This window comes from Mesorhizobium sp. Pch-S (assembly GCF_004136315.1).
In the GTDB taxonomy this organism is placed as follows: Bacteria; Pseudomonadota; Alphaproteobacteria; order Rhizobiales; family Rhizobiaceae; genus Mesorhizobium.
On record NZ_CP029562.1, the window covers coordinates 1673241 to 1695614 of the forward strand.

The 22374-nt window shown below is 64.4% G+C and carries 19 protein-coding genes and 1 riboswitch; of the genes, 6 read left to right on the forward strand and 13 right to left on the reverse strand.

What is annotated here, in order from left to right:
• The 6 genes from C1M53_RS07765 to C1M53_RS07790 form a co-directional block, all read right to left on the reverse strand.
• On the reverse strand, positions 1-1275 hold the full coding sequence (locus C1M53_RS07765) for an L-fuconate dehydratase (RefSeq protein WP_129411718.1): 1275 nt from the start codon (positions 1273-1275) through the stop codon (positions 1-3).
• 18 nt (positions 1276-1293) lie between these two features.
• Positions 1294-2151 carry a fumarylacetoacetate hydrolase family protein gene (locus tag C1M53_RS07770; protein WP_129411719.1) on the reverse strand — a complete coding sequence of 286 codons (858 nt, stop codon included), beginning with the start codon at positions 2149-2151 and terminating at the stop codon, positions 1294-1296.
• 77 nt (positions 2152-2228) lie between these two features.
• Positions 2229-3170, reverse strand: a complete 942-nt coding sequence (locus C1M53_RS07775; RefSeq protein ID WP_129411720.1) for an ABC transporter substrate-binding protein — start codon at positions 3168-3170, stop codon at positions 2229-2231.
• A 229-nt stretch (positions 3171-3399) separates the two neighbouring features.
• Positions 3400-4401: an ABC transporter permease gene (locus C1M53_RS07780; RefSeq protein ID WP_129411721.1), complete on the reverse strand. Its 1002-nt coding sequence runs from the start codon at positions 4399-4401 to the stop codon at positions 3400-3402.
• A complete protein-coding gene (locus C1M53_RS07785) occupies positions 4398-5912 on the reverse strand; it encodes a sugar ABC transporter ATP-binding protein (protein ID WP_129411722.1) in 1515 nt (504 codons plus the stop codon). Before C1M53_RS07785 ends, C1M53_RS07780 begins: the two co-directional genes overlap by 4 nt.
• Position 5913: 1 nt before the next feature.
• Positions 5914-6642 carry an SDR family oxidoreductase gene (locus C1M53_RS07790; RefSeq protein WP_129411723.1) on the reverse strand — a complete coding sequence of 243 codons (729 nt, stop codon included), beginning with the start codon at positions 6640-6642 and terminating at the stop codon, positions 5914-5916.
• Positions 6643-6849: 207 nt separating this feature from the next.
• Here C1M53_RS07790 and C1M53_RS07795 point away from each other — a divergent pair, with 207 nt between their 5' ends.
• Positions 6850-7542, forward strand: a complete 693-nt coding sequence (locus C1M53_RS07795; RefSeq protein WP_165358087.1) for a FadR/GntR family transcriptional regulator — start codon at positions 6850-6852, stop codon at positions 7540-7542.
• Positions 7543-7808: 266 nt separating this feature from the next.
• Entirely contained in the window at positions 7809-8873 is a 1065-nt protein-coding gene (locus tag C1M53_RS31890) for a proton-conducting membrane transporter (RefSeq protein ID WP_207213077.1), read from the forward strand.
• Between the two features lie 51 nt (positions 8874-8924).
• On the opposite strand, the gene C1M53_RS07805 is transcribed toward C1M53_RS31890, so the two are convergent.
• Positions 8925-9266 (reverse strand): hypothetical protein, encoded by a 342-nt coding sequence (locus C1M53_RS07805; RefSeq protein ID WP_129411725.1) that lies wholly within the window; start codon positions 9264-9266, stop codon positions 8925-8927.
• Between the two features lie 341 nt (positions 9267-9607).
• Between C1M53_RS07805 and C1M53_RS07810 the strand changes: the two genes are divergently transcribed.
• Complete coding sequence (locus C1M53_RS07810; RefSeq protein ID WP_129411726.1) at positions 9608-11296, forward strand: hybrid sensor histidine kinase/response regulator; 1689 nt, start codon at positions 9608-9610, stop codon at positions 11294-11296.
• A 12-nt stretch (positions 11297-11308) separates the two neighbouring features.
• Here the strand turns inward: C1M53_RS07810 and crcB are convergent, their stop codons facing one another.
• Entirely contained in the window at positions 11309-11740 is a 432-nt protein-coding gene (gene crcB, locus C1M53_RS07815) for a fluoride efflux transporter CrcB (protein ID WP_129411727.1), read from the reverse strand.
• Positions 11741-11792: 52 nt separating this feature from the next.
• A riboswitch (Fluoride riboswitch) is annotated at positions 11793-11913 on the reverse strand.
• Positions 11914-11964: 51 nt separating this feature from the next.
• Positions 11965-12870 (reverse strand): LysR substrate-binding domain-containing protein, encoded by a 906-nt coding sequence (locus C1M53_RS07820; RefSeq protein WP_129411728.1) that lies wholly within the window; start codon positions 12868-12870, stop codon positions 11965-11967.
• Positions 12871-12971: 101 nt separating this feature from the next.
• Between C1M53_RS07820 and C1M53_RS31665 the strand changes: the two genes are divergently transcribed.
• On the forward strand, positions 12972-13127 hold the full coding sequence (locus C1M53_RS31665; RefSeq protein ID WP_165358088.1) for a hypothetical protein: 156 nt from the start codon (positions 12972-12974) through the stop codon (positions 13125-13127).
• A 128-nt stretch (positions 13128-13255) separates the two neighbouring features.
• Positions 13256-13867: a class I SAM-dependent methyltransferase gene (locus C1M53_RS07825; RefSeq protein WP_129411729.1), complete on the forward strand. Its 612-nt coding sequence runs from the start codon at positions 13256-13258 to the stop codon at positions 13865-13867.
• A 20-nt stretch (positions 13868-13887) separates the two neighbouring features.
• Here the strand turns inward: C1M53_RS07825 and C1M53_RS07830 are convergent, their stop codons facing one another.
• Both C1M53_RS07830 and C1M53_RS07835 read right to left on the reverse strand, forming a co-directional pair.
• Positions 13888-14346 carry a GFA family protein gene (locus tag C1M53_RS07830; RefSeq protein WP_129411730.1) on the reverse strand — a complete coding sequence of 153 codons (459 nt, stop codon included), beginning with the start codon at positions 14344-14346 and terminating at the stop codon, positions 13888-13890.
• A 165-nt stretch (positions 14347-14511) separates the two neighbouring features.
• Positions 14512-15459 carry a helix-turn-helix domain-containing protein gene (locus tag C1M53_RS07835; protein ID WP_165358089.1) on the reverse strand — a complete coding sequence of 316 codons (948 nt, stop codon included), beginning with the start codon at positions 15457-15459 and terminating at the stop codon, positions 14512-14514.
• A gap of 91 nt (positions 15460-15550) precedes the next feature.
• Here C1M53_RS07835 and C1M53_RS07840 point away from each other — a divergent pair, with 91 nt between their 5' ends.
• Positions 15551-19216, forward strand: a complete 3666-nt coding sequence (locus C1M53_RS07840; protein WP_165358090.1) for an autotransporter domain-containing protein — start codon at positions 15551-15553, stop codon at positions 19214-19216.
• Between the two features lie 7 nt (positions 19217-19223).
• Here C1M53_RS07840 and ugpC read toward each other — a convergent pair whose 3' ends face one another.
• Together ugpC and C1M53_RS07850 are read right to left on the reverse strand one after the other, a co-directional pair.
• Positions 19224-20288 carry a sn-glycerol-3-phosphate ABC transporter ATP-binding protein UgpC gene (ugpC, locus tag C1M53_RS07845; protein WP_129411733.1) on the reverse strand — a complete coding sequence of 355 codons (1065 nt, stop codon included), beginning with the start codon at positions 20286-20288 and terminating at the stop codon, positions 19224-19226.
• A 50-nt stretch (positions 20289-20338) separates the two neighbouring features.
• Complete coding sequence (locus tag C1M53_RS07850) at positions 20339-22369, reverse strand: aldo/keto reductase (protein WP_129411734.1); 2031 nt, start codon at positions 22367-22369, stop codon at positions 20339-20341.
• Between the last annotated feature and the right edge of the window lie 5 nt (positions 22370-22374).

Below are 22374 nucleotides of genomic sequence, written 5' to 3' on the forward strand. Positions count from 1 at the left end.
TCAGCCCTTGAACCGGTACTGGCTGCGCGACTGTGGCTTCATCTCGATCGAGAAGCCGGGCAGCGCCGGCGGCATGTAGGCGGCGTTGCGGATATCGCAGGGGTCGACGAAATGCTCGTGCAGATGGTCGACATACTCGATGACGCGGCCTTCCTTGGTGCCGGAAACACAGAGGTAGTCGATCATCGACAGGTGCTGGACATATTCGCACAGGCCGACGCCGCCGGCATGCGGCCAGACCGGCAGGTTGTATTTGGCCGCGATCAACAGCACGGCAAGCACCTCGTTCAGGCCACCCATGCGGCAGGAATCGATCTGCACGATGTCGATGGCGCCCTCGGCGATGAACTGCTTGAACATGATGCGGTTCTGGCACATCTCGCCGGTGGCGACCTTGATCGGCTTGACCGCTTCGCGGATCTTGCGATGGCCGGCGACGTCGTCGGGGCTGGTCGGTTCCTCGATGAAGAACGGTTCGGCGAAGGCGAGCTGCCTGAGCCAGTCGATCGCCTGCGGCACTTCCCAGACCTGGTTGGCGTCGATCATCAGGTAACGATCGGGTCCGATGATCTCGCGCACGATGCTCAGGCGCCTGATGTCGTCCTCAAGATCGCGGCCGACCTTCATCTTGATGTGGTTGAAGCCGGCGTCGATGGCTTCCTTGCAAAGGCGGCGCAGCTTTTCCTCGGAATAGCCGAGCCAGCCGGCCGAAGTGGTGTAGCAGGCATAACCCTCGCGCTTCAGCGTCGCCACCCGATCGGCCTTGCCGGCTTCTGCCTTGCGCAGGATCGCCAGTGCCTCGTCGGGGGTGAGCACGTCGGTGAGGTAGCGGAAATCGACGATCTTCAGGATCTGCTCGGCGCTCATATCGCCGACCAGCTGCCACACCGGCTTGTTGGCCTGCTTGGCCAGAAGGTCCCAGATGGCGTTGACGACGGCGCCGGTGGCGAGGTGGATGGCGCCCTTGTCGGGACCGATCCAGCGCAGCTGGCTGTCGCTGGTGAGATGACGCCACATCCGGCCCGGATCTTGCGCGACCCAATCGAGATCGAGCCCGACGACGAGATGGCGCATCGCCTCGATGGCGGCGCAGCAGATCTCGTTGCCGCGGCCGATGGTGAAGGTCAGGCCATGGCCCTCGAGCCTGCTGTCGGTCTTCAGGATGACATAGGCGGCAGAATAATCCGGATCGGGATTCATCGCATCCGATCCGTCGAGATGTTCAGAGGTTGGGAAGCGCAGATCGAGCACTTCCATATCGATGATCTTGGCCATGACCCGTTCCTTTTGCCGCTATGCCGCGTCGATGACGCGCTGGCGCTGTTCACCCAGGCCTTCGATGCCGAGGCGCATCTCCTGCCCGGCCTTGAGGAAGACCGGCGGCTTCTGGCCGAGGCCGACGCCCGGCGGCGTGCCGGTGGAAATGATATCGCCCGACTGCAGGCTCATGAAGCGGCTGAGATAGCTGACGATGTGGCGCACGGAAAAGATCATGGTCTTCGTCGAGCCGTCCTGGCGCATGACGCCATCGACCGAGAGCCACAGCTTCAGATTCTGCGGATCGGGCACCTCGTCGGCGGTGACGAGCCAGGGACCGGTCGGGCCGAACGTATCGCAGCCCTTGCCCTTGTCCCAGGTGCCGCCACGCTCGATCTGGAACTCGCGCTCGGAGACGTCGTTGATGACGCAATAGCCGGCGACATGGTCGAGCGCGTCCGCCTCGTCGATGTAGCGGCCGGGCTTGCCGATCACCACGCCAAGCTCGACTTCCCAGTCGGTCTTGACCGAGTTGCGCGGGATCTCGACATCATCGTCGGGGCCGACGACGGCGCTGGTCCATTTGTTGAAGATGATCGGCTCCGGCGGGATCGGCGCGCCTGTTTCGGCGGCGTGATCGGCGTAGTTCAGGCCGATGCAGATGAACTTGCCGATCCCGCCGACGCAGGCGCCGAGGCGGATATCGGTCTGGGGCGTTCCATCGACCTTCGGCAAGGTCTCGGGATCGATGGCACGCAGGCGATCGAGGCCGGCCGGCGTCAGCACGTCGCCGGCGATGTCCGGCACGATGCCGGACAGCGACCGGACATGGCCTTGCCTATCGAGCAGGCCCGGAAGTTCGCGGCCCTTGAGGCCATAACGCACCAGTTTCATAGGATCACCATTGTGGGAATGCGTGAGAAAACGCGCGGGCGACGACGTGCCGCCCGCACAAGTCAGGTCAAAGGGTCTCAGTCGTAGAGAACGGCTGCGATCTCAGGCTTGTCGATGTTGGTCTTGTCGTACCAGTAGAAGCCGGTATCGATCTTCTTGTCGACGGCTTCGCCCTTGCTGGCCTTCACCGCGGCTTCAACGGTCTTGTAGCCGATGCCGACCGGGTTCTGGGTGATGGCGCCGGCCATCAGGCCGTCCTTGATTGCCTGCTTCTGCAGCGCGCCGGAATCGAAGCCGATGATGGTGACCTTGCTGCCGAGTTCCTTGGCGCCGTTGACCACGCCGATGGCGGAGCCTTCATTGGTGCCGAAGATGCCCTTCAGGTCCGGGTTGCCCTGCAGGATCGACTTGGTGATTTCCGTCGACTGCAACTGATCGCCGCCGCCATACTGCACCGAGACGATCTCGATCTTGGGATAGGCTTCCTTGATGCGGTTGACGAAGCCGTCGCGGCGATCGATGCCGGTGCGGCTGGTCTGGTCATGGGCGACGACGGCGATCTTGCCTTCCGAACCAATCAGCTCGGCCATCTTGTCGGCGGCAAGGGCGGCAGCGGCGACGCTGTCGGTGGCAGCGGTGGCAACCGGGATGTCGCTGTCGACGCCGGAGTCGAAGGCGATGATCGGGATGCCGGCGGACTTCGCCTGCTCGAGCAGCGGAATGGCTGCCTGGCTGTCAAGTGCTGCGAAACCGATCGCGGCCGGCTTCTTGGCGATGGCGGCGCTCAGCATGTCGATCTGGCGGTCGACCTGGGCCTCGGTGTCCGGACCTTCGAAGGTGACGGTCACGCCGAGATCGGCGCCGGCCTTGTCGGCGCCGGCTTTCACCGCCTGCCAGAACTGGTGCTGGAAGCCCTTCGAGATCAGGGCGACATAGGGTTTGTCCTGCGCCATCGCGGGTGCCGTGAGCGCGAACAGGGCGGCGCCGGCGGCGCCGATCAGAAGACGTCTGGTAATCACTTTCGGGTTCCTCCACTCATGTTGTTTCACTCATGTCGTTTTTTGGGCACGCACATCGGTGCGGTTCCTGGCGGCGTTCAGGCCGCCAGAACTCTCCAGATCAGGATGACGCTCGATTGGACCGCCATCCTGATCTGACTCTTTGTCGGAGCATGATCTTTTCCGAAAACCGGTTCCCACTTTTTGCTTCGCTGACCTTCGGTTCGGGATCATGCTCTGGCGTCGCGGGTCACGACGCATTCCTGTTGCGCAGCATGTCGATGTAGACGGCGAGGATGATGATCGTTCCGGTGATCACCGTCTGCCATTCCTGGGGTACCGACATGATGCGCAAGCCGTTGGCGAGCACCGAGATGATCAGCGCGCCGATCAGGGTGCCGAGGATGGTGCCGCTGCCACCGGCCAGCGAGGTGCCGCCGATGACCACGGCAGCGATGGCGTCGAGTTCATAACCCTGGCCCAGCGCCGGCTGCGCCGAGTTCAGGCGCGAGGCGATCAGCAGCCCGGCGATGCCGCAGATGGCGCCGGCCAGCGTGTAGACGGCGACCTTCCAGGCCTGAGTGTTGACGCCCGACAGGCGCACGGCTTCTTCGTTCGAACCCAGCGCGAAGGTGTAACGGCCGAGCGCTGTGCGGGTCAGCACCAGGCTGATGACGATGGCGACCGCGAACAGCACCAGCACGCCGTTGGGTACCGGCACCGCCGGGATGACCGTGCCGACGATCGAACCCTGCGAGATGGAGGTGAAGCCGGGCGTGCCGTTGAAATAGATCGGCCGCGTGCCGGAGATGACCAGCGACAGTCCCTTGAGGATGAGCATCATGCCGAGCGTGGCGATGAAGGGCGGGATGCGCAGCCGGGCGACGATGTTACCGGTGACGAAACCGGCGCCGGCACCAGCCAGGATCGCGCCCGCAATGCCGAGCGGCAGCGGCAGGCCGAGGAAGGTCAGGACGACGCCGGCAATGACCGCGCAGAAGGTCATCAGGGTGCCGACCGAAAGATCGATGCCACCGGTGATGATGACGACTGTGGCGGCAATGGCCAGCACGCCGTTGACCGAAGTCGCCTGCAGGATCGCCAGGATGTTGCTGGTCTGCAGGAAGTTGGGCGAGGCCAGGCTGAAGACGACGAACAGGATGATCAGGCTGCCGAAAGCGAGCAGCTTGTAGCGGGCGCCGCCGGCGCCCTGCGATTTGCCGATCAGGCCGGCGAAGACATTGTCGCTCATATGTTTCCTCCCGCTACTTCGCCGCGCAATGTCGCCAGATGCATGATGTCTTCCTGCGGCGCGCCCGCCGGCAGGAAGCCGGTGAGCCGGCCCTCGCACATCACCGCGATGCGGTGGCTGAGCCGCAGCACTTCCGGCAGTTCGGACGAGATGACGATGATGGCCTTGCCCTCGGCGGCGAGCGCGTTGAGCAGCTTGTAGATTTCGTTCTTGGCGCCGATGTCGATGCCGCGCGTCGGCTCGTCGAAGATCAGCACCTTGCAATCGCGCAGCAGCCACTTGGCGATGACGATCTTCTGCTGGTTGCCGCCCGAGAGCAGGCGCGCCGGCTGGCGGTCGGACGGCGTCTTGATGGCGAGCTTCTCGATGTATTCGTTCGCCGCCGCATGCATGGCCTGCTCGTCGAGGATGCCGAAGAGCTTGCTGAAGCGCGGAATGCTGGCGAGCGCGATGTTGTTGCGCACGTCAAGGCCCGTCGCCAGGCCGAGCGCCTTGCGGTCCTCGGAAAGGTAGCCGATGCCGTGGCGCACCGCATCCTGCGGCGCGCCTATCTCGACGCGCTTGCCGCCGAGCAGGATCTCGCCCGCATCTGCCTTGTCGGCGCCGAAGATCAGCCGCGCCACCTCGGTGCGGCCGGCACCCATCAGCCCGGCGAAACCGAGAATTTCGCCTGCCTTGACCGCGAAGGAGACGTCGCGCACCTGGCTGCCGCGCGTCAGGCCGCGTGCTTCCAGGGCGACAGGGGCAGAAGTCAGGTCGGGAGCCGCCGGCGCCTCATTGTCGATCTCGCGGCCGACCATCATCGAGATGATCTTCGAGATCGGCGTTTCCTTCGCGTCGACCGTGCCGACATAGGCGCCGTCGCGCATCACCGTGACACGGTCGGCGATGCGTTTGATCTCGTCCATCTTGTGCGAGATGTAGACGATGCCGACGCCATCGGCTTTCAGCCGGTTGATGATGGCGAAGAGCTCGCCGACTTCCTTGTCGTTGAGGGCCGCCGTCGGCTCGTCCATGATCAGGATGCGCGAGCGAAACGACAGCGCCTTGGCGATCTCGACCATCTGCTGCCTGGCGATGGTGAAGGAGCCGACCAAAGTGCGCGGATCGATCGACAGGCTCATGCTCCTGAAGACGTCGGCGGCATAGGCGTTGAGTGCTGCCTCGTCGAGCAGGAGCCCGCCGGCCTTGCGCGGTTCACGCCCGATCAGGATGTTCTGGGCGGCGGTGAGGTGCGGCATCAGGATCAGCTCCTGATGGATGATGCCGATACCGGCAGCGATCGCCGCGCGTGGTGAGCCGAGATCGACCGGCTGGCCGCCGACCAGCACCTCGCCGGCATCCTGTCGGTAGATGCCGGCCAGGATCTTCATCAGCGTCGACTTGCCGGCGCCGTTCTCGCCCATCAGCGCGTGGACCTCACCGGGACGCAGGTCGAACTCGGCGCCCTTCAGCGCGCGCACGCCCGGGAACGCCTTGTCGATGCCCCGCATGGTGACGAGGTCTGTCATTTCAGGCCGTCCAGCCGCCGTCGATGATGTAGGTGTGACCGGTCGTGAAGGTGGCGCCGGCCAGGTAGACGACGAGATCGGCGACCTCATCGGCGGTGCCGATGCGGCCCATCGGCTGGCGTGCGACGAAGGCCTTGCGGGCGGCTTCGTAGTCGCCGGTGGCCTTGAGCCGTCCTTCGAGCGACGGGCTGTCGACGGTTCCGGGGCAGATGGCGTTGCAGCGGATGCCGCGCGAGACGAAGTCGGCAGCGACGGACTTGGTGAGGCCGATGACCGCCGCCTTGCTGGCGGAATAGGCGAAACGGTTCGGCACGCCTTTGATGGAAGACGCGACGGTGGCCATGTTGATGATGCAGCCGGAACCGCGCTCCAGCATGCCGGGCAGCACCGCCTTGATGGTGCGGACCTGCGCCTTGAAATTGAGGTCGAGGGCGAAATCCATCTCGTCCTCCGTGCACTCCAGGATGGAGCCGTTGTGGACGACGCCGGCGCAGTTGAAGAGGATGTCGACGGCCCCTGTCTCAGCCGCCACGGCGTTGACCGCGGCGCTGTCCAGCACGTCGAGCACGCGGGTCTCGATGCCGTCTCCGGCAAGCCCGGACAAAAGGTCGGCATTGATGTCGGTGGCGACGACGCGGGCGCCAGCCTTTGCAAGCGCGATGGCCGAGGCGCGGCCGATGCCTTGCGCGGCTGCAGTCACGAGACAGCTCTTCCCTGCCAGGCTGGCCATATGAATTCCTCCCGTAGCGCGTCCGATCCCAGCGGACGGTTTCCAATATTTCAGCATCGGTCATGCTGTCAAGTGGTCAGACCACTTGCTGTCAGGTGGCCAGACCGATAGATAAAGCGGGCAGGCTTCCGCTGCGGTCGCCGCCAGATTATGGTCACCACGGGGACGGAGCCGATTTGCCGGCCGACCCGGACAGAGGGTACGGGTTTGAAACTTCAGGCTGTCTCGAACAGGAAGCTCTATCTGCAGATCGCAGACCAGATCCGCGATCAGATCCTGTCCGGCGAGGCGACGCCCGGCCAGCAGCTGCCTTCCGAGCGTGATCTTGCGGTTTCGCTCGGCGTCTCGCGGCCGACGGTGCGCGAAGCATTGATCGCGCTGGAAGTGGCCGGCATGCTGGAGGTTCGGGTTGGCGTCGGCGCTTTCCTGAAAGTGCCGGCCAATCCGGCCCAGGCCCTGCCGGAGGTCGGACATTCACCGATCGAGGTCATGGCGGTGCGCCGGCTGCTGGAACCGGAAGCCGCAGCCCAAGCCTCGCAGCACATTTCGGCGGAAGGACGGCGGCGGCTGAAAGCGGCGATCGTGGCCTTGCGCGACGAGACGGCGCGCGGCGACTGGTCGAATGACAGCGACCGCGCCTTTCACATGACGATCGTGGAGAACTGCGGCAACCGATTGCTGCGCGAGATGATCTCGCAGCTGTGGGCATCACGATCGGAAGGGATCGACCAGCAGTTCCACCGGCACCTCGCCGAAGCACCGGTCCTGCGCAGCCATATCCTCGACGATCATGAAGCCATCTGCACGGCGATCCTTGCCGGCGAGGCCGAACAGGCCCGCGCCGCCATGGCCGCGCATCTGACCTATGTCGAGGAAGCCATGCTGCGCGTGTGGGATTGACCACGGCATCTTCGCGGTTTTGCGCACCTCGCCGGGTCATCCTTCGGTGCGGGCCCGGACCGGATTCACAACCTTGCGAACCACGGCAGAGCGGGGAGCGCCGGGTTCATATCGGAATGCCGATGGCCCGCATGACAGGCGGGCGTGAACTAAGTTTCTGATTTGATATAGACTTTAATACAGGCATCTTTCCTTTTGCAGCTATTCTGTCACAAGATGACGTGTCGCAAAGATTTGGCGGGACGATTTCTGACAGGAGAGAAGCGATGACTTTTTTCTACGTGATTTTGGCCTTTATCGTCGGCTTGTTGCTCGGCTGGTTTTTATGGGGACGCCTGCGTGATGAACTTGCACAGGTGCGTGGCGATCTCGACAGCATCCGCAACGAGCGCGACAGGCTGAAATCCGATGCGAAGCGCCTGACCGGCGACCTGGAAAGTTGCGCCAGCGCGCGCACCGATCTCGAGCGGCAATTGCGCGAGGCAAAATCCGCCTCGTCCTCGCCAGCTCCACTGCTGGCTTCATCGGCAACGGTTTCCTCAGCCACCAGCAAGCCCGCGCAAGCCAAGGCGGCACCTGCGGCGAAGGCAGCCGCGACACCCTCAGCCAAGGCAGCTCCAGCCAAAGCGGCTGCGATCAAGTCGGCCCCAGTGAAGGCGCCCACAGCCAAAGCGGCCCCAGCCAAGGCACCAGCGGCCAAGCCAGCGACGGCAAAGGCACCTGCAGCCAAGGCAACCCCTGCGAAGGCGCCAGCCGCCAAGCCGGCCACGGCAAAGGCACCTGCAGCCAAGGCGGCCCCAGCCAAGGCACCGGCCGCCAAGCCGGCGACGGCGAAGGCGCCTGTAGCCAAGGCGGCCCCAGCCAAGGCACCGGCCGCCAAGCCAGCCGTGGCGAAGGCGCCAGCAGCCAAGGCGGCTCCAGCCAAGGCGGCCGCGGCCAAGCCGTCACCGGCCAAGGCAGCTCCAGCCAAAGCGGCTCCGACCAAAGCAACTGCAGCCAAGCCGGCCACGGCAAAGGCGCCCGCAGCCAAGGCGGCCCCAGCCAAGGCACCGGCGGCCAAGCCAGCCAAGTCATCGGCTGGAGACGACCTGCGCCGCCTGATCGGCATCGGGCCCGTCAATCAGCGGCGGCTGAAAGAACACGGCATCACGACCTATGCCCAGATAGCGGGATGGACTGCTGCGGACATCCAGCGCGTGGAGGAATATCTCCAGTTCGACGGACGCATCGAACGCGAGCGCTGGGTACAGCAGGCCAAGCTGCTGGCTGCCGGCGATGAGAAGGAATTCGCGCGCCAGTTCCCCACGGCCGGAAGCTCCGACAACACGTGAGCATTCTCCGGCGGCGTGGGGTTTCTTGCGCCGCCGGAAAGACAATCGTGATCAGCCGGTTTTCCCGCTTTGTGCGGGCTCGCTGATCGCTGCGCCGCCCGATGGCAGGGCCTGGCGCGCGCGGTCCAGTTGCCGCATTGCCGAGAACAGCAGCTCGCGGTCTGCGAGATGCGTCTCCCACAACGCCACGAAGATCGAATTGTCGGAGGTGTGCGGACCGGGCGCATCCTGTGCACGCCGCAGGCTCTCATCGGCGCTGCGCTTGGCCCGGTGCAGCCGGGACAATGAAGCGTCGAGAGCCGCGACAGACTCGCGGAGAGGGTTCAGTTCTCCAGTCAGCTCGCCATGGTCCAACGGCGCGCTCTGGATGCTGGAGGGCTTGTAATTGATCATGCCGTCCGTTCCCTAATCCTGTCATTGGCACTTCACCCAAGCGAGCCAGGCTCCCTCCTCAGTCGAGGCCGCGATGGGGCTTCGACATTCCTACAACGCAAACCCGGTTCTGGAAACAAAAACTTGAGTAAGATTATCATATTTAAATCCAGACCGCGTTCCGCGCGATGGCGGGTGCCTCTTTTCAGCCCATCAGGACCACCTCGTCCTTGCGCAATTCGGTCCACCATCCTGATGGGCAAATCCGCAGCCCACCGCAGGTTTGCGGCCCCATCTTCGCATTCACAGACGGATCACGCCGGTGTAGGGGATAGATCTGTCGTGGCGCGCGGAGGGGGGCGATGTTCAGGAAACGCAAGCGCGCGCTTCGCACAAGCCTGCCGGCGGTGCCTGCAGGCCGCGAGCAATATGATACCGAACGCGCCCAGGCGATGGTGCGGATCATCCTCACGCCGCTTTTCGGGTCCTATATTACGGCGATCACATTTCTCGACGGCTTCCAGTCCACCAGCCTGAATGCCGTTGCGGCCTATTTTGCCGCATACATGCCGGTTTCCTTTTTTCTTTACTGGTGGATCATCAGGAAGCCGGGCGCCTTTATACGGCGGCGCGCACTCTCGATGGGCGGAGACTACACTGCCATCACCTTCGGCATGTCGATCGGCGGCGCTGCGCTGCTTCCGGTCTATTCGGCGCTTCTCTGGGTGACGGTCGGCAACGGGCTTCGCTTCGGCGTGCGCTACCTCGTCGTTTCCACCTTGCTGGCGCTGCTTTCACTCGCCGTCACCACTTACTTCAACTCGTTCTGGTCGGAGAACCCCTATGTGACCCTGACGCTGGTGATGACCACCATCCTGGTGCCGGCCTATATCTACGCGCTGCTCAAAAAAGTGCACGAATCCTCCATTGCGGCACAGGAGGCGAACCTCGCCAAGTCGCGCTTCCTGGCCCAGGCCAGCCATGACCTGCGCCAGCCGATCCATGCCATCAGCCTGTTCACCGCCTGCCTGCGCGACACCGGGCTCAACCGCGAACAGAAGCAGATGGTCGAGAACATCGACCGCTCACTGCATTCGGTGTCAGGGTTGTTTCGCTCGCTGCTCGACATCTCGACGCTCGACAGCGGCAAGGTGACACCGCATTTCGAAATCGTCGCCGTGCAGGATGTCATCGACGAGGTTCTGACGCAGAATGCCAACCGGACCGAATGGTCGGGTACGACATTCAAGGTCGTGCGCACCCGGCTTCATGTGCGCACCGATGCTGCTGTCCTCACCACCATCCTGCAGAACATCGTTTCCAATGCGCTGAAATACGCGCCGGGCAGCCAAGTGCTGATCGGCTGCCGCCGTCATCGCTACGGCCTGTCGATCGAAGTCCATGATCGCGGCGAAGGCATCGCCGAGGAACATCTGCCGCTTCTGTTCGATGAATTCTACCAGGTGCGCGAACGCGGAGACAGGGACATCGAAGGGGTCGGGCTCGGCCTCGCAATCGTCAAGCGGCTGGCGCACCTGATGTCGCTGCGGGTCTCGATCCGCTCGGTTAGGGGACGCGGCACCAGCGTGCGCATTGCCGGCTTGCCTATGGTGTCGACGCCGGAGCGGATCAGACGGGTGAAGCCAGACCGTTTTGCTTCGCCGTTGGAAGGGTTGCGCGTGCTGCTCGTCGAGGACGACGAGGATGTGCTGCTCGCTACCGCCACCCTTTTGCGGAAATGGGGCTGCGTCGTGCAGGCCGAAACAGGAGCGGAACTCTCCGTCGCACCATGCGACCTGGTCGTCACCGACTTCGACCTCGGCGGCGGCATCGTCGGTGCCGACTTCATCCGGGAAGTGCGCCGGCAGGCGGGTCGTGACATCCCTGCCATCGTCATGACCGGCCATGACGAGAACCGGGTGCGCGAGGAACTCGGGCAGCAGGACATCCCGATCCTGTCCAAGCCGGTGCGGCCCTCCGAACTGCGCTCGACGATGATCGCACTGTCCGTGGGGCGCGAACGCAACCGACAGGCGCAGGCTGCCGTCTAGCACCGTCGGTCTTCAGGCATCCTCTTCGAGCGCGACCTGCGCGATCCGGACCTCGCCGCCATTGAACCGGGAGGCAAGCAGATGCCCGGCCGCGACGGCAGCGGTGCACAGCGCCACGGAAGCGGCGATGTTGACCGCCGCCCGGACAAGCGCGCCGGAGCGGAGCAGGTCCAGTGTCTGCAGGCTGAAAGAGGAAAAGGTGGTGTAGCCACCGCAGATGCCGATCATGACGAAAAGACGCACGGCTTCGGAAACCGGGTAACGACCCTGTGCCAGGGTCAACGTGCCGAAGAAGCCGATCAGCAGCGAGCCAGTGACGTTGATGATGATGGTGCCCCAGGGCAACTGGCCGCTGATCGGCAAGGCGAGCCATGATACGAGATAGCGCGCCAGCGTTCCGAGCGCACCGCCGAGCATGACCACGAGGCAATTGGTGAATGACATATCCGATCCTTCCCAGGCGGCAGGATCGGGACAGACTCCTACCGCGGTTTTAAACGCAGCAGGAGTCATCAGCCACCAGAGCAATTCCAGGAAACGTCCGGAACGTTCCGCGTCTCCGTTAAACGGAAACGCCCTGGTGGCGGTTTCGGGAGAACTCCATTCCCATCACCCTCAATCTGGAGCGAAGTGCGCGCCGTTGCAAGGCCCGCGATCCCGGCACGGCGCTAGCGAGCCTCCAGCCTCCGCGCCTCTTCGGTCTGACTCAGGATCCAGTCGCGGAAGACCTTGATGCGCGAGGAGTTGCGGCGGCTCTCGAGATAGACCAGCCAGTAGCCGTCACCATCCGAGCCCAGGGCCTCGAAAGGCTGGATGAGCTGGCCCTTGGCGACAAGAGCGTCATACAGATTGCGCGTGAGGATCGCGGCGCCCTGGTCGGTGAGCGCTGCCATCGCATCATAGACCTGCGAACCGAGATCCGGCCCATGGATGGCGCGATCAATGTCATAGGGCACGCCGGCCGCCTCGAACCAGATCTTCCACCATGGATCGTCGGCGCAGCACAGCGGCACCTTGTAGAGATCTTCCGGCGTGTGGATGCCGCCGACGCTTTCCGCAAGCCGCGGGCTGATCATCGGGCAATAGTCCGCCTTGAACAGATAATGCGCGGCCAACCCCGGCCAGCTGCCGCTACCGGTGCGAATGGCGACGTCGGTCGCCTCGCGGGTGAAATCGACCAGCCGGGGCGACGTCTCGACCTTCACGGCAAGCTCGGGATGCATCAGCTGGAATGTTCCAAGGCGAACCGCGAGCCAGTTCGACGCGAAGGTCTGCATCGTCGAGACGGAGAGCACGCCGCCTGCCCCACCCTTCGCCGCCAGCCAGCCGTCAGCCAGCGTCGCGAAGGCCGATGAGGCTTCCGGCGCCAGCCGCGCGCCGGCCTCCGTCAGTTCTATCTGCCTTGTTTTCCGTACGAAAAGCGGCGTTCCGGCACGCTCTTCCAGAAGCTTGATCTGGTGGCTGGCCGCGGACTGGGTCATGCCGAGTTCGTCGGCAGCCTTGGTGAAACTTCCGAGCCTGGCCGCGGCTTCGAACACGCGGACGGCTCCAAGAGGCGGCAGTTTCCAGCTCATGACACATTACTCCTCCTCATGCATGATACGCGACGTTCGATTGGAAATGAAGCGCAACAGGGAGCAATATCCTTTCATCAGATCACAGAAAGGAACCCGCCATGACCACGCTCTCGCACCTTTCCCCTCGCCGTCACCTCGCCCGCCTGCTGCTCGCTCCGTTCAAGCCACGCCCGCAGGACCTGCTCGCCCGCAGCGACCTGCCGGACTACCTCAAGCGCGATATCGGCCTGCTCGACGGCGACGCCGCCTTCTAGAGCGTTTCCGTTTTTCACGGAAACGCGGAAATGCTCTAAGCTTTTGTTTTGGAAGAATTTTTGTAACATCAAGTGATCCCACTTGGCTACAAAATGCTCCAGGCAAAAGTCTGCAAGGGAGGACCACCATGACCATCGCCGCGGAAGCCCTCAAGCAGAGCCGCAAGGTCGTCGACATGTACGAAGCCTATGCCGACCGCTATGACGAAATCGTCGGCACCGAACCGATCGAGCGTGTCCAGGCCGCGCTGAAGCGGCTTGCAGCCGAAGTCGGCAGCGGTGGCAAGGCCCTGGAAATCGGCTCCGGAGCGGGACGCGAGGCTGACCTGCTGGAAGACCTCGGCCTGCATGTGAGGCGCACCGACGCGACGCGGCGTTTCCTCGAGATACAGGCGGCACGCGGCAAAAAGGCCGATCTCCTCGACATCGTCACCGACCCGCTCGGCGGCCCTTATGATGCGGTGGTTGCGCTCTGCGTCCTCTTCTACGTCCGCCGCGCCGAGATCGCAGATGTTCTCGGCAAGATCGCGCGGTCGCTGCGGCCGGGTGGCGCCTTCCTCGTCTCGATGCGTCACGGCGACGGCGAAAAGAATGGCGACTACCAGACCGTGCTCTGGCGCCGCGATGACTTCGCCCATCTCCTCGAACAGGCCGGCATGACCGTTCTGTGGGAAGAGTTCGCCGTCAACAACGGCAACGGCGACGAATGGATCACCTTCCTCGCCACGAAGGCGGCCTGACCCGTCCGCCTCCGGGCACTTCACCTGCCAGCAGGCAGGCCGTCGAAATGCTCCACCGCCCCGTCGAGCCGCACCCATTCGTGCTTCGACTTTTCGAACACGGACAGCGCCGGCGGCACGAAGCCCGGATCGGCGAATGCGCCGACCGCCACGCCGATCATTTCAGGCGACGCCTCCGCCTTCCAATAAAGGGTCGAGCCGCAGGCAGGGCAGAAATACATGCGCACCTTGCGACCGCTTTCGGCGGTGCGGACGAACTCCGTGGACGCACCCGAAACCTCGACGCTGTCGACCGCGTAGAAGGCGTTGGCGCTGAACGGCGAGCCGGTCCTGCGCTGGCAGGCCAAGCAGTGACACAGCGCGGTCAGCTGCGGCGGTTCACGAAGCGTCAGCCTGAGAGCGCCGCAAGCACATCGAGCATTGGTGTGTCCGGCCTCCGCATGGATGTGCAGAGATTGCTCCGACTTTGTTCGAGACATGGAAACTCCTTCCGCTTGCGCGGTGAAAATGCGTTGGATTTTGGCTGAGAGCAGGCTCGGGCCGCGTTGCGGTGGAGCCGAGGTCGAGACCTGATCCGATATCAGGCTCGCGAGAACTTCAGGGTAGGCCGTGCAATCATGGAAGTCCAGCCGAGGCTGCGCGCCTCAGGCGATTGTCGTCCTGCTTCCGGCAAGCTGGCGCATGTCGCGCGGCGTCATGCCGTAGCGATTGCGGAACATGCGGTTGAAGCTCGACGGGTCGAGGAAGCCGCAATTCGCGGAAATCTGCGCGACGCTGAGGTCGAGAGCGGGCTGCAGCGCAAGCATGCGCCGCGATCGTTCGAGCCGCGCCGTCCAGATGGCGGCAGCAACCGATTCAGCCTGTCCGGCGAAGGCACGGTAAAGTTCGGAGCGTGAACAGCCGACCGCCACGGCGACACGCGCCGGCGACAGCCGTGCATCCGTGTGGCGCTGGTCGATGACCATCAGCGCGGCGGTCAAAACATCGCCCGATGGCAGATCGACCGCCTCGTCGGCGACCGAGCGCAGCAGGGCGCAGGCCAGATCCGTCGCCGCATCGATCGCGGCCTCGCGCCCGACAGAGGACAGGCCGCGCATGCGTCTTGCCGTCAGCGCCAGATGCGAGGCGAGCAGTTCGGCCAGTCCGGGACGGTCCAGGCGTTGGCCACCGAGCGTCATGGCCCGGCGACCGGCGAGGGCAGCAACCCGTTCGCGCGGTATGACGATGGCAATCTCGCGATGGGACGACCATTCGGCGCGCACCGGCCGGGCAAAGTCGACGACATAGAGGTTGCCTGCCACCAAAGCGTGGTCGTTGCCATTCTGGCTGACCCGCGACGGGCCGTCGAGAAGCAGGCCGACATAGATCTCGTCGCCGCCGTCGCTGGCGCATCGCCTCGCTCCACGCTCGACGCGGATCGCATCCGATGTATGGTCCCAGAATTCGCCGCGACGCCCTTGCGTGCGCAGCAATCTGGCGAAGAAGCCGGGCCCGGCATCCATGCGCGCAATCGACATGCGGCGCAGCACATCGCTGCTCCAGTAATCGAGACGTTCCTTCGCCTCTACCTTGCCTGTGTCGAACTCGATCATGCCTGGTGCCAATTGCTTCCGCCGGGACGCCCAGCCCATGGGCCGGGACGCTGGATCATTGCTCTCGAAGGACCTCGATCCCCTATGGGCCATGACCCATTTTCAATCTGCCAGAATGCCGATCGACTTCAAGTCCCGCCTCCGTGTCCTCCGCAATTCCGCCGCGATGGTGCTGGCTGTCTGCGCCATCAGCGTGCCGCTCGACGCGCGGGCTCAGGCGGTTACCGAAACGGGCAACGTCCTCGACTGGTGGGGAGACTATATGGTTGGCCGAAGCACGGCCGGCACGCTCGCCATTGCTGGTGGTGGAACACTTGCAAAGAGCGGCTCTGCCTATCTCGGATACAATGGCGGGGCTCAGGGCACCGCCACCGTTACCGGCGCGAATTCGCTGTTCAGCGTCAGTGGCAATCTCACCATCGGCTATCTGGGTTCGGGCTCCCTGACGATCGACGATGGTGGACGGGTAGCCAACATGGCCGGCAACATCGCACTTGGCGGCGGTGTCACCAGCACTGTCCTGGTGAAGGGCGCCAACTCACTGTGGGACAACAGTGGCAATCTGACGATCGGCGGCAGCCAGGCGTTCGGCTTCCTGACCATCGAGAACGGCGGCCGCGTCAACTCGACGTCGGCGAGCATCGCCCAGAGCTTTTTCTCCGAAGGAACGGTCACCGTCACCGGCGCCGACTCGCTGTGGAACAACAGCGGCGCGCTGGTCATAGGCGATGGCGAAAAGGGAACGCTGACCATCGAGAATGGCGGCCGCGTCAATTCCGCCTCGGCAACCCTCGGCAACAAACTGTATTCCTCAGGGTCAACAACCGTCACCGGTACCAGTTCGGCCTGGGCCAACAACGGCAGGCTGATCATCGGCAATGGCGATCACGCTGGCGGAACACTCACCATCAGCAACGGCGCGACGGTGAGGACCGGAAGCTATGCCGGAGGTGTCGCCGACTTCGTCGGGATCGCCGGAGTAGCGACTGCCAGCGGCACCCTCAACATCGGCGCCGCGTCAGGCGCCGCAGCAGCAACGGCCGGCACCTTGCTGGCCGATCAGATCCGCTTCGCCCTCGGCACCGGCACCATCGTCTTCAACCACAACGGCCTGCCGGACGGATCGGACCTGGACTTCGTCGCGGCGCTGCGCGGCAAAGGAAGCATCAAGCATGAAAGCGGCACCACCATACTTTCCGGCGATGGTTCGGCCTTCACCGGCAGCACCACCGTTTCGGGCGGCAAGCTGGTCGTCGCCAACAAGCTCGGCGGCTCGGTCGTCGTCGGCAGCGGCGCAACGCTGGCAGGCGGCGGCACGATCGGTTCTGGCGGGGTTTCTACGGTCACGCTGCAATCGGGTGCTCTCCTGTCGCCCGGCAACTCGCCGGGCACGCTGACGATCGACGGCAACCTTTCGCTGGCGAATGGCTCGACCTCCAGCTTCGAACTCAACATGCCGGGGGCGGTCGGCGGCCCCAATGACCTTGTCAAGGTTACGGGCACCCTGACGCTTGGCGGCACCCTGGATGCCAGGGTGGCCTCGGCGGGATATTACCGGCTTTTCGATTATGGCGGGCTGACGCCGGGCGGCACATTCGACGGTGAAACGGTGACGTCGAGCAATTTCACCGTGGCGCGACACGTCGTCGGCCTCGATGCTCCCGGCCAGGTCTATCTGATCGCGCTGGGCGCCGGGCAGACGATCCAGTTCTGGGACGGCGGCAACACGACGTCCAATGGTGCAGCCGATGGCGGTTCGGGCCTATGGGACACCATCGGCCCGAACTGGACCAGCGTCGATGGGGTGACCAACCAGCCCTGGCTGCGTTCCGTCGGCGTGTTTGCCGGCAGCGCCGGCACGGTCACGGTCGCCGGCACCAGGGACTTCGATACGCTGCAATTCGTGACCGACGGCTACCATGTCACCGGCGGCAGCCTGGCCTTCAACCCGGCATCGGGCTCGACCGGCACCATTGCCGTCGATGGTGGCGTCACGGCAGTCGTCGATTCCGTCCTGGTCGATGGCGCAACCGCACGGGATCTCGCCAAGGCCGGCAGCGGAACATTGGTGCTCAATGCCGCCAACAGCCATACGGGCACGACCATCGTCAGCGGCGGCAAACTGGTCGTCGGTGACGATGCCCATCCGGGCGCCAGCCTGGTGAGCGCAGTAACCGTGAAGTCGGGCGCATCGCTCGGCGGCATCGGCACGCTGGGTGGCCTGATGGCCGCGTCCGGCGCGATCGTCGCGCCGGGCAATTCGATCGGCACGCTGAACATTGCGGGCGATGTGACGTTCGCGGCCGGCTCGACCTATGCGGTCGAGATTGCCGGCAACGGCGCCAGCGACCGCATCGCCGCCACCGGTACGGCAACGCTTTCCGGCGGCAAGGTGGAAGTGACGGCGCTGGACGCACAGGCCAGCTACCAGGACGGCCAGCGCTACACGATCCTGACGGCGGCCGGTGGCGTCACCGGCGGCTTCGATCCGGCAGTGCTGTCGCGCTCCGCCTTCCTCGATGCGACGCTGTTGCAGGGTGCCAATACGGTCGATCTGACGATTGCAATCAAAAAGCCGGAGGAGCCTGGAAAACCCGAAGAGCCGGGCAGGAAGCCGCTGTTCGCCAGCGTTGCCGATACGGTCAATCGCACACATACCGCCACCGCCCTCGACACGCTGCAGCAGAGCGGTGCGCCGCTGGCGCTCTACAACACACTGCTGGTGCTGTCGGCCGATGAAGCCCGCGCCGCCTTCGACAGCCTGTCGGGCGAGATCCATGCATCGACGGTGACGGGTTTGCTCGAGGATAGCCGTTTCGTGCGCGATGCCGTGAACGATCGCCTGCGTTCGGCCTTCGAAACCGTCGGCGGCCTGCCGCTGATGGGCTATGGCGACGATGCGAAAGAGATCACCACGGCTTCGGTTGCTTCCGAACGCTACGGCGCCTGGGGCTCGGTGTTCGGCTCGTGGGGGCATTTCGGCGGCGACGGTAATGCCGCGAAACTGTCGCGTTCGACCGGTGGTTTCGTCACCGGTGTCGATGGCTTGATCACCGATGACGTCCGCCTGGGCTTCCTCGCCGGCTACAGCCATTCATCCTTCAAGGTCGATGATCGCAGGTCATCCGCCTCGAGCGACAACTACCATCTCGGCGTCTATGGCGGCACGCAGTGGGGAGCCCTCTCCTTCCGCTCCGGCCTTGCCTACACATGGAGCGAGATCGATACGAGCCGGCAGGTTACCTTCCCCGGCTTCAGCGACAGCCTGACCGGCTCCTACCGCGCCGGCACCACGCAGGTCTTCGGTGAACTCGGCTACAGCCTCAAGGCCGGCAGCGTTGCCTTCGAACCGTTCGCCAACCTCGCCTATGTCAACGTCCACACCAGCGGCTTTGCCGAGCAAGGCGGCGCGTCGGCGCTGACCGTTCACAGTGGCTCCAACGACAACACCTTCACGACGCTCGGCATCCGTGCTTCGACCGACTTCGACATCGGCTCCACCAAGGCCACAGTTCGCGGCATGATCGGCTGGCGCCATGCCTATGGCGATGTGACGCCTGCCATCAGCCAGGCCTTTACCGGCAGCAACGCCTTCACGATCGCCGGTGCGCCGATCGCGAAGGACGCCGCCGTCATCGAAGCCGGGCTCGACTTCGCCATCACACCGCAGGCCACGCTCGGACTGTCCTATCACGGACAGGTCGGATCGAAGGCCAGCGACCATGGCGTGCGGGCAGATCTCAGCGTGAAGTTCTGAGGCCGCGTCAGCGCAGCCGCTTGCCGTCCTGGTCGAAGATCAGCGCGTTTTCAGGCCGGAACGAAATCTGCACGGAAGACCCGAGGCCCTGGTCGTGATAGCCACGGCGTTCGACCAGCAGTTTTTCCCCACTGGACAGCCGGCCGTGCCAGATCGAATTGCCGCCCAGGTTCTCGATGAGGTCGATCTCCATCGCAAGCGAAACAGCGCCCTCGCTGCCGATCTCGAAATGCTCGGGCCGCAGGCCGATCGTAACCTCCTGGCCGGCCCCGGGCCTCGACGACAGGGCCGGCGCGAACGCAGTTTCCGCCAGGCCGATCGTGCCGTCGGGGCGCATGACGCCCTTGAAGAAATTCATCTTCGGCGAGCCGATGAAGCCGGCGACGAACGCATTGTCGGGATCGCGGTAGAGATCGATCGGGCGACCCTGCTGTTCGATGACGCCACGGCGCAGCACGACGATCCGGTCGGCCATGGTCATCGCTTCGACCTGGTCATGCGTGACATAGATCATGGTGGCGCCGAGCTGCCGGTGCAGCTTGGTGATCTCGACGCGCATCTGCACCCTGAGCTCGGCGTCGAGATTGGACAGCGGCTCGTCGAACAGAAAGGCCTTGGGCTGCCGCACGATGGCGCGCCCGATCGCGACGCGCTGGCGCTGTCCGCCTGAAAGCTGTGCAGGCTTGCGCTTCAGCAAAGACTGCAGTTGTAGCGCGGCCGCGGCCTCGGCGACGCGCTTGTCGACTTCCGCCTTGGCCATGCCGTTCATGCTGAGGCCGAAGCCCATATTCCGTTCGACGGTCATGTGCGGGTAGAGTGCATAGGACTGGAAGACCATGGCGAGCTCGCGGTCACCGGGTTCGATCGCATTGACCAGCCTGCCGTCGATCAGCACATCACCGGAGGTGACGTCCTCCAGCCCAGCGATCATGCGCAGCAAGGTCGACTTGCCGCAGCCGGACGGACCGACAAAGACACAGAACTCCCCCGCCGTGATGGTGAGGTCGACACCGTTGATGACGTCGACCACGCCGAAGGACTTCCTGACCGCTTTCAGCTCGATCGCGCTCAAATCATGGCTCTCCCTGTTTCGATGCAATTCCGGACGCAGGACCGCTTCATTCATCCGGCCTTGCGCTGCGGTGCCGGCCCGTTGACCAGCCAGTCGAGATCCGCCGCCGACAGCGTGATGTCGAGCGCCTGCAGGCTGTCATCCAGCTCGCCCAGCGTCCTCGGTCCGATCAGCGGAACCGAAGGGAAAGGCTGCGCGAGCACATAGGCCAGCGCAACGTGGATCGGGCTCTTGCCGAGGCGGCCGGCCAGTTCGATCGCCCTGTCGCGGCGGGCGAAATTGTCCTCGGAATACCAGACCCGCACCAGTTCCTCGCTGTCACGCCTGTCACGACCGGCACGCTCGGTGAAGAAGCCCCGCCCCTGGCTCGACCAGGCGAAATTCGGCATCTGCCGCTCGGTCAGCCAGCGCCTCCAGCCGGCGTCGGAGGAAGCGATACAGCCGTCCCAGATCGGCACCAGCATCTCGGCCAGCGAGAAATTGTTGGATAGTGCGCCCGGTGCCTGCCTGCCGTTCCTTTCGGCATAGTCGATTGCCGCTGCCATGCGCTCGCGCGTCCAGTTTGAACCGCCGAACGGACCACGGATGCGGCCGGCCCGCACCTCGGCATCCATCGCGTCGACGAATTCGCCGACCGGCACGTCCGGGTTGTCGCGGTGCATGAAATAGACGTCGACATGATCGGTCTGCAGCCGGTCGAGCGATAGCGTCAGCTGCCTGCCGATCGCGTCGGGCGTGCAGAACGGCGTGTGGGCGCCCTTGCCGATGACAACGGATTCGGCACGCGTGCCGCGACTGCGCTGCCATTCGCCGAACAGTTTTTCGGTGTAGCCGCTGCCATAGACAAAGGCCGTGTCGAAGAGGTTGCCGCCGGCTTCGAAGAAGGCATCGAGCAGGATCGCGCCGGAGGAGAAGGTGCGGAAATCCTCGAAGCCCAAGGCCAGCACCGAAGCCGGCTTGGCGACACCCGGGATCTGACGCTTCGGGATGCGCGTGCCGTTGCCGGCGAGCCTGCGTCCCGAAATCGTGTTCGGGCGCCCATCCGCTTTCTCGATGCCATATTCGAGGCCGATCGCGGCGCGCCATCTGTCCATCACGCGCAGATTGCCCAGGCTGTCGGCCCAATCCATGCCCGGCCATGCGAATTCCTGCCTTCCGGCCAGGATAGCGTCACCGGCCGCATCGACCTCGAAGGAATAGAGCCAGCCCTGCTCGCGGACCTCGACCGTCTGCCGTCCCTCGGCGGTGACCACATCGATCCGGCCGGTGCCGCCCTGCTTGCCGGAGGCGAACCAGAAATCGGCGACCTCGACATGCCCTTTCGTGCCGAAGATGCGCAGCACATTGTCCTGCGCGAGCAGGATGGAGCAGGAGACCTCGGCGACGACGCCGTTGCCGAATTTGAGCAGCGCCGAAGCCCATTCATCGACACCGGTGACGCCGAGATGACCAGCACCGGTGACGCTTTCGGGATCGAGGAATGGCTTGCCTGCGGAGGCACCGGCGATCAGGCGGGCCATGGAAACCGGATAGCCGCCGACATCGAGAATGCCGCCGCCGGCAAGTTCGTTGGCGAAGAGGCGGTGCTCGGGCATGACGGACGGCATCGCATAGCCGAAGCTGGAGCGGATCAGCCGCACCTCGCCGATGGAGTCAGCTTTGATCAACTCGACCAGCTTCAGGGTCTGGGGATGCAGGCGGTACATATAGGCTTCGCCGAGGAAGCGGCCGGCCTTGCGGGCGGCATGCATGATCGCATCCGCCTCGAAGGCGGTCAGCGCCATCGGCTTCTCGACCAGCACATGCTTGCCGGCTTCGAGCGCCCTGATCGCCCATTCGGCGTGGCCGGGATGCGGCGTGGCGATGTAGACGGCATCGACGGCCGGATCCTCGAGCAGCGCATCGTAGCCTTGAAGGATGCGGGCGCCGGGAAACGCCTCGGCGAGGCCGGACTTGCCGGGGTCACGCGTCGCGATGGCCGCCAGCACGCCGCTGCGCGAATGCGCAACACCTCCGGCAAAAGCCCTGGCGATGTTGCCCGGGCCGATGATGCCCCAGCGGATCTTGTTCGGCGTGTTCATGATGG

Excerpts from the sequence above, each read along its gene's own strand:
- C1M53_RS07850 (WP_129411734.1), bottom strand. The coding sequence starts at position 22,369 with ATGAACACGCCGAACAAGATCCGCTGGGGCATCATCGGCCCGGGCAAC.
- C1M53_RS07770 (WP_129411719.1), bottom strand. The coding sequence starts at position 2,151 with ATGAAACTGGTGCGTTATGGCCTCAAGGGCCGCGAACTTCCGGGCCTG.
- C1M53_RS07810 (WP_129411726.1), top strand. The coding sequence starts at position 9,608 with ATGTTCAGGAAACGCAAGCGCGCGCTTCGCACAAGCCTGCCGGCGGTG.
- C1M53_RS07780 (WP_129411721.1), bottom strand. The coding sequence starts at position 4,401 with ATGAGCGACAATGTCTTCGCCGGCCTGATCGGCAAATCGCAGGGCGCC.
- C1M53_RS07825 (WP_129411729.1), top strand. The coding sequence starts at position 13,256 with ATGACCATCGCCGCGGAAGCCCTCAAGCAGAGCCGCAAGGTCGTCGAC.
- C1M53_RS07790 (WP_129411723.1), bottom strand. The coding sequence starts at position 6,642 with ATGGCCAGCCTGGCAGGGAAGAGCTGTCTCGTGACTGCAGCCGCGCAA.
- C1M53_RS31890 (WP_207213077.1), top strand. The coding sequence starts at position 7,809 with ATGACTTTTTTCTACGTGATTTTGGCCTTTATCGTCGGCTTGTTGCTC.
- C1M53_RS07805 (WP_129411725.1), bottom strand. The coding sequence starts at position 9,266 with ATGATCAATTACAAGCCCTCCAGCATCCAGAGCGCGCCGTTGGACCAT.
- C1M53_RS07835 (WP_165358089.1), bottom strand. The coding sequence starts at position 15,459 with ATGATCGAGTTCGACACAGGCAAGGTAGAGGCGAAGGAACGTCTCGAT.
- C1M53_RS07830 (WP_129411730.1), bottom strand. The coding sequence starts at position 14,346 with ATGTCTCGAACAAAGTCGGAGCAATCTCTGCACATCCATGCGGAGGCC.
- C1M53_RS07785 (WP_129411722.1), bottom strand. The coding sequence starts at position 5,912 with ATGACAGACCTCGTCACCATGCGGGGCATCGACAAGGCGTTCCCGGGC.
- crcB (WP_129411727.1), bottom strand. The coding sequence starts at position 11,740 with ATGTCATTCACCAATTGCCTCGTGGTCATGCTCGGCGGTGCGCTCGGA.
- C1M53_RS07840 (WP_165358090.1), top strand. The coding sequence starts at position 15,551 with ATGACCCATTTTCAATCTGCCAGAATGCCGATCGACTTCAAGTCCCGC.
- C1M53_RS31665 (WP_165358088.1), top strand. The coding sequence starts at position 12,972 with ATGACCACGCTCTCGCACCTTTCCCCTCGCCGTCACCTCGCCCGCCTG.
- C1M53_RS07820 (WP_129411728.1), bottom strand. The coding sequence starts at position 12,870 with ATGAGCTGGAAACTGCCGCCTCTTGGAGCCGTCCGCGTGTTCGAAGCC.
- C1M53_RS07765 (WP_129411718.1), bottom strand. The coding sequence starts at position 1,275 with ATGGCCAAGATCATCGATATGGAAGTGCTCGATCTGCGCTTCCCAACC.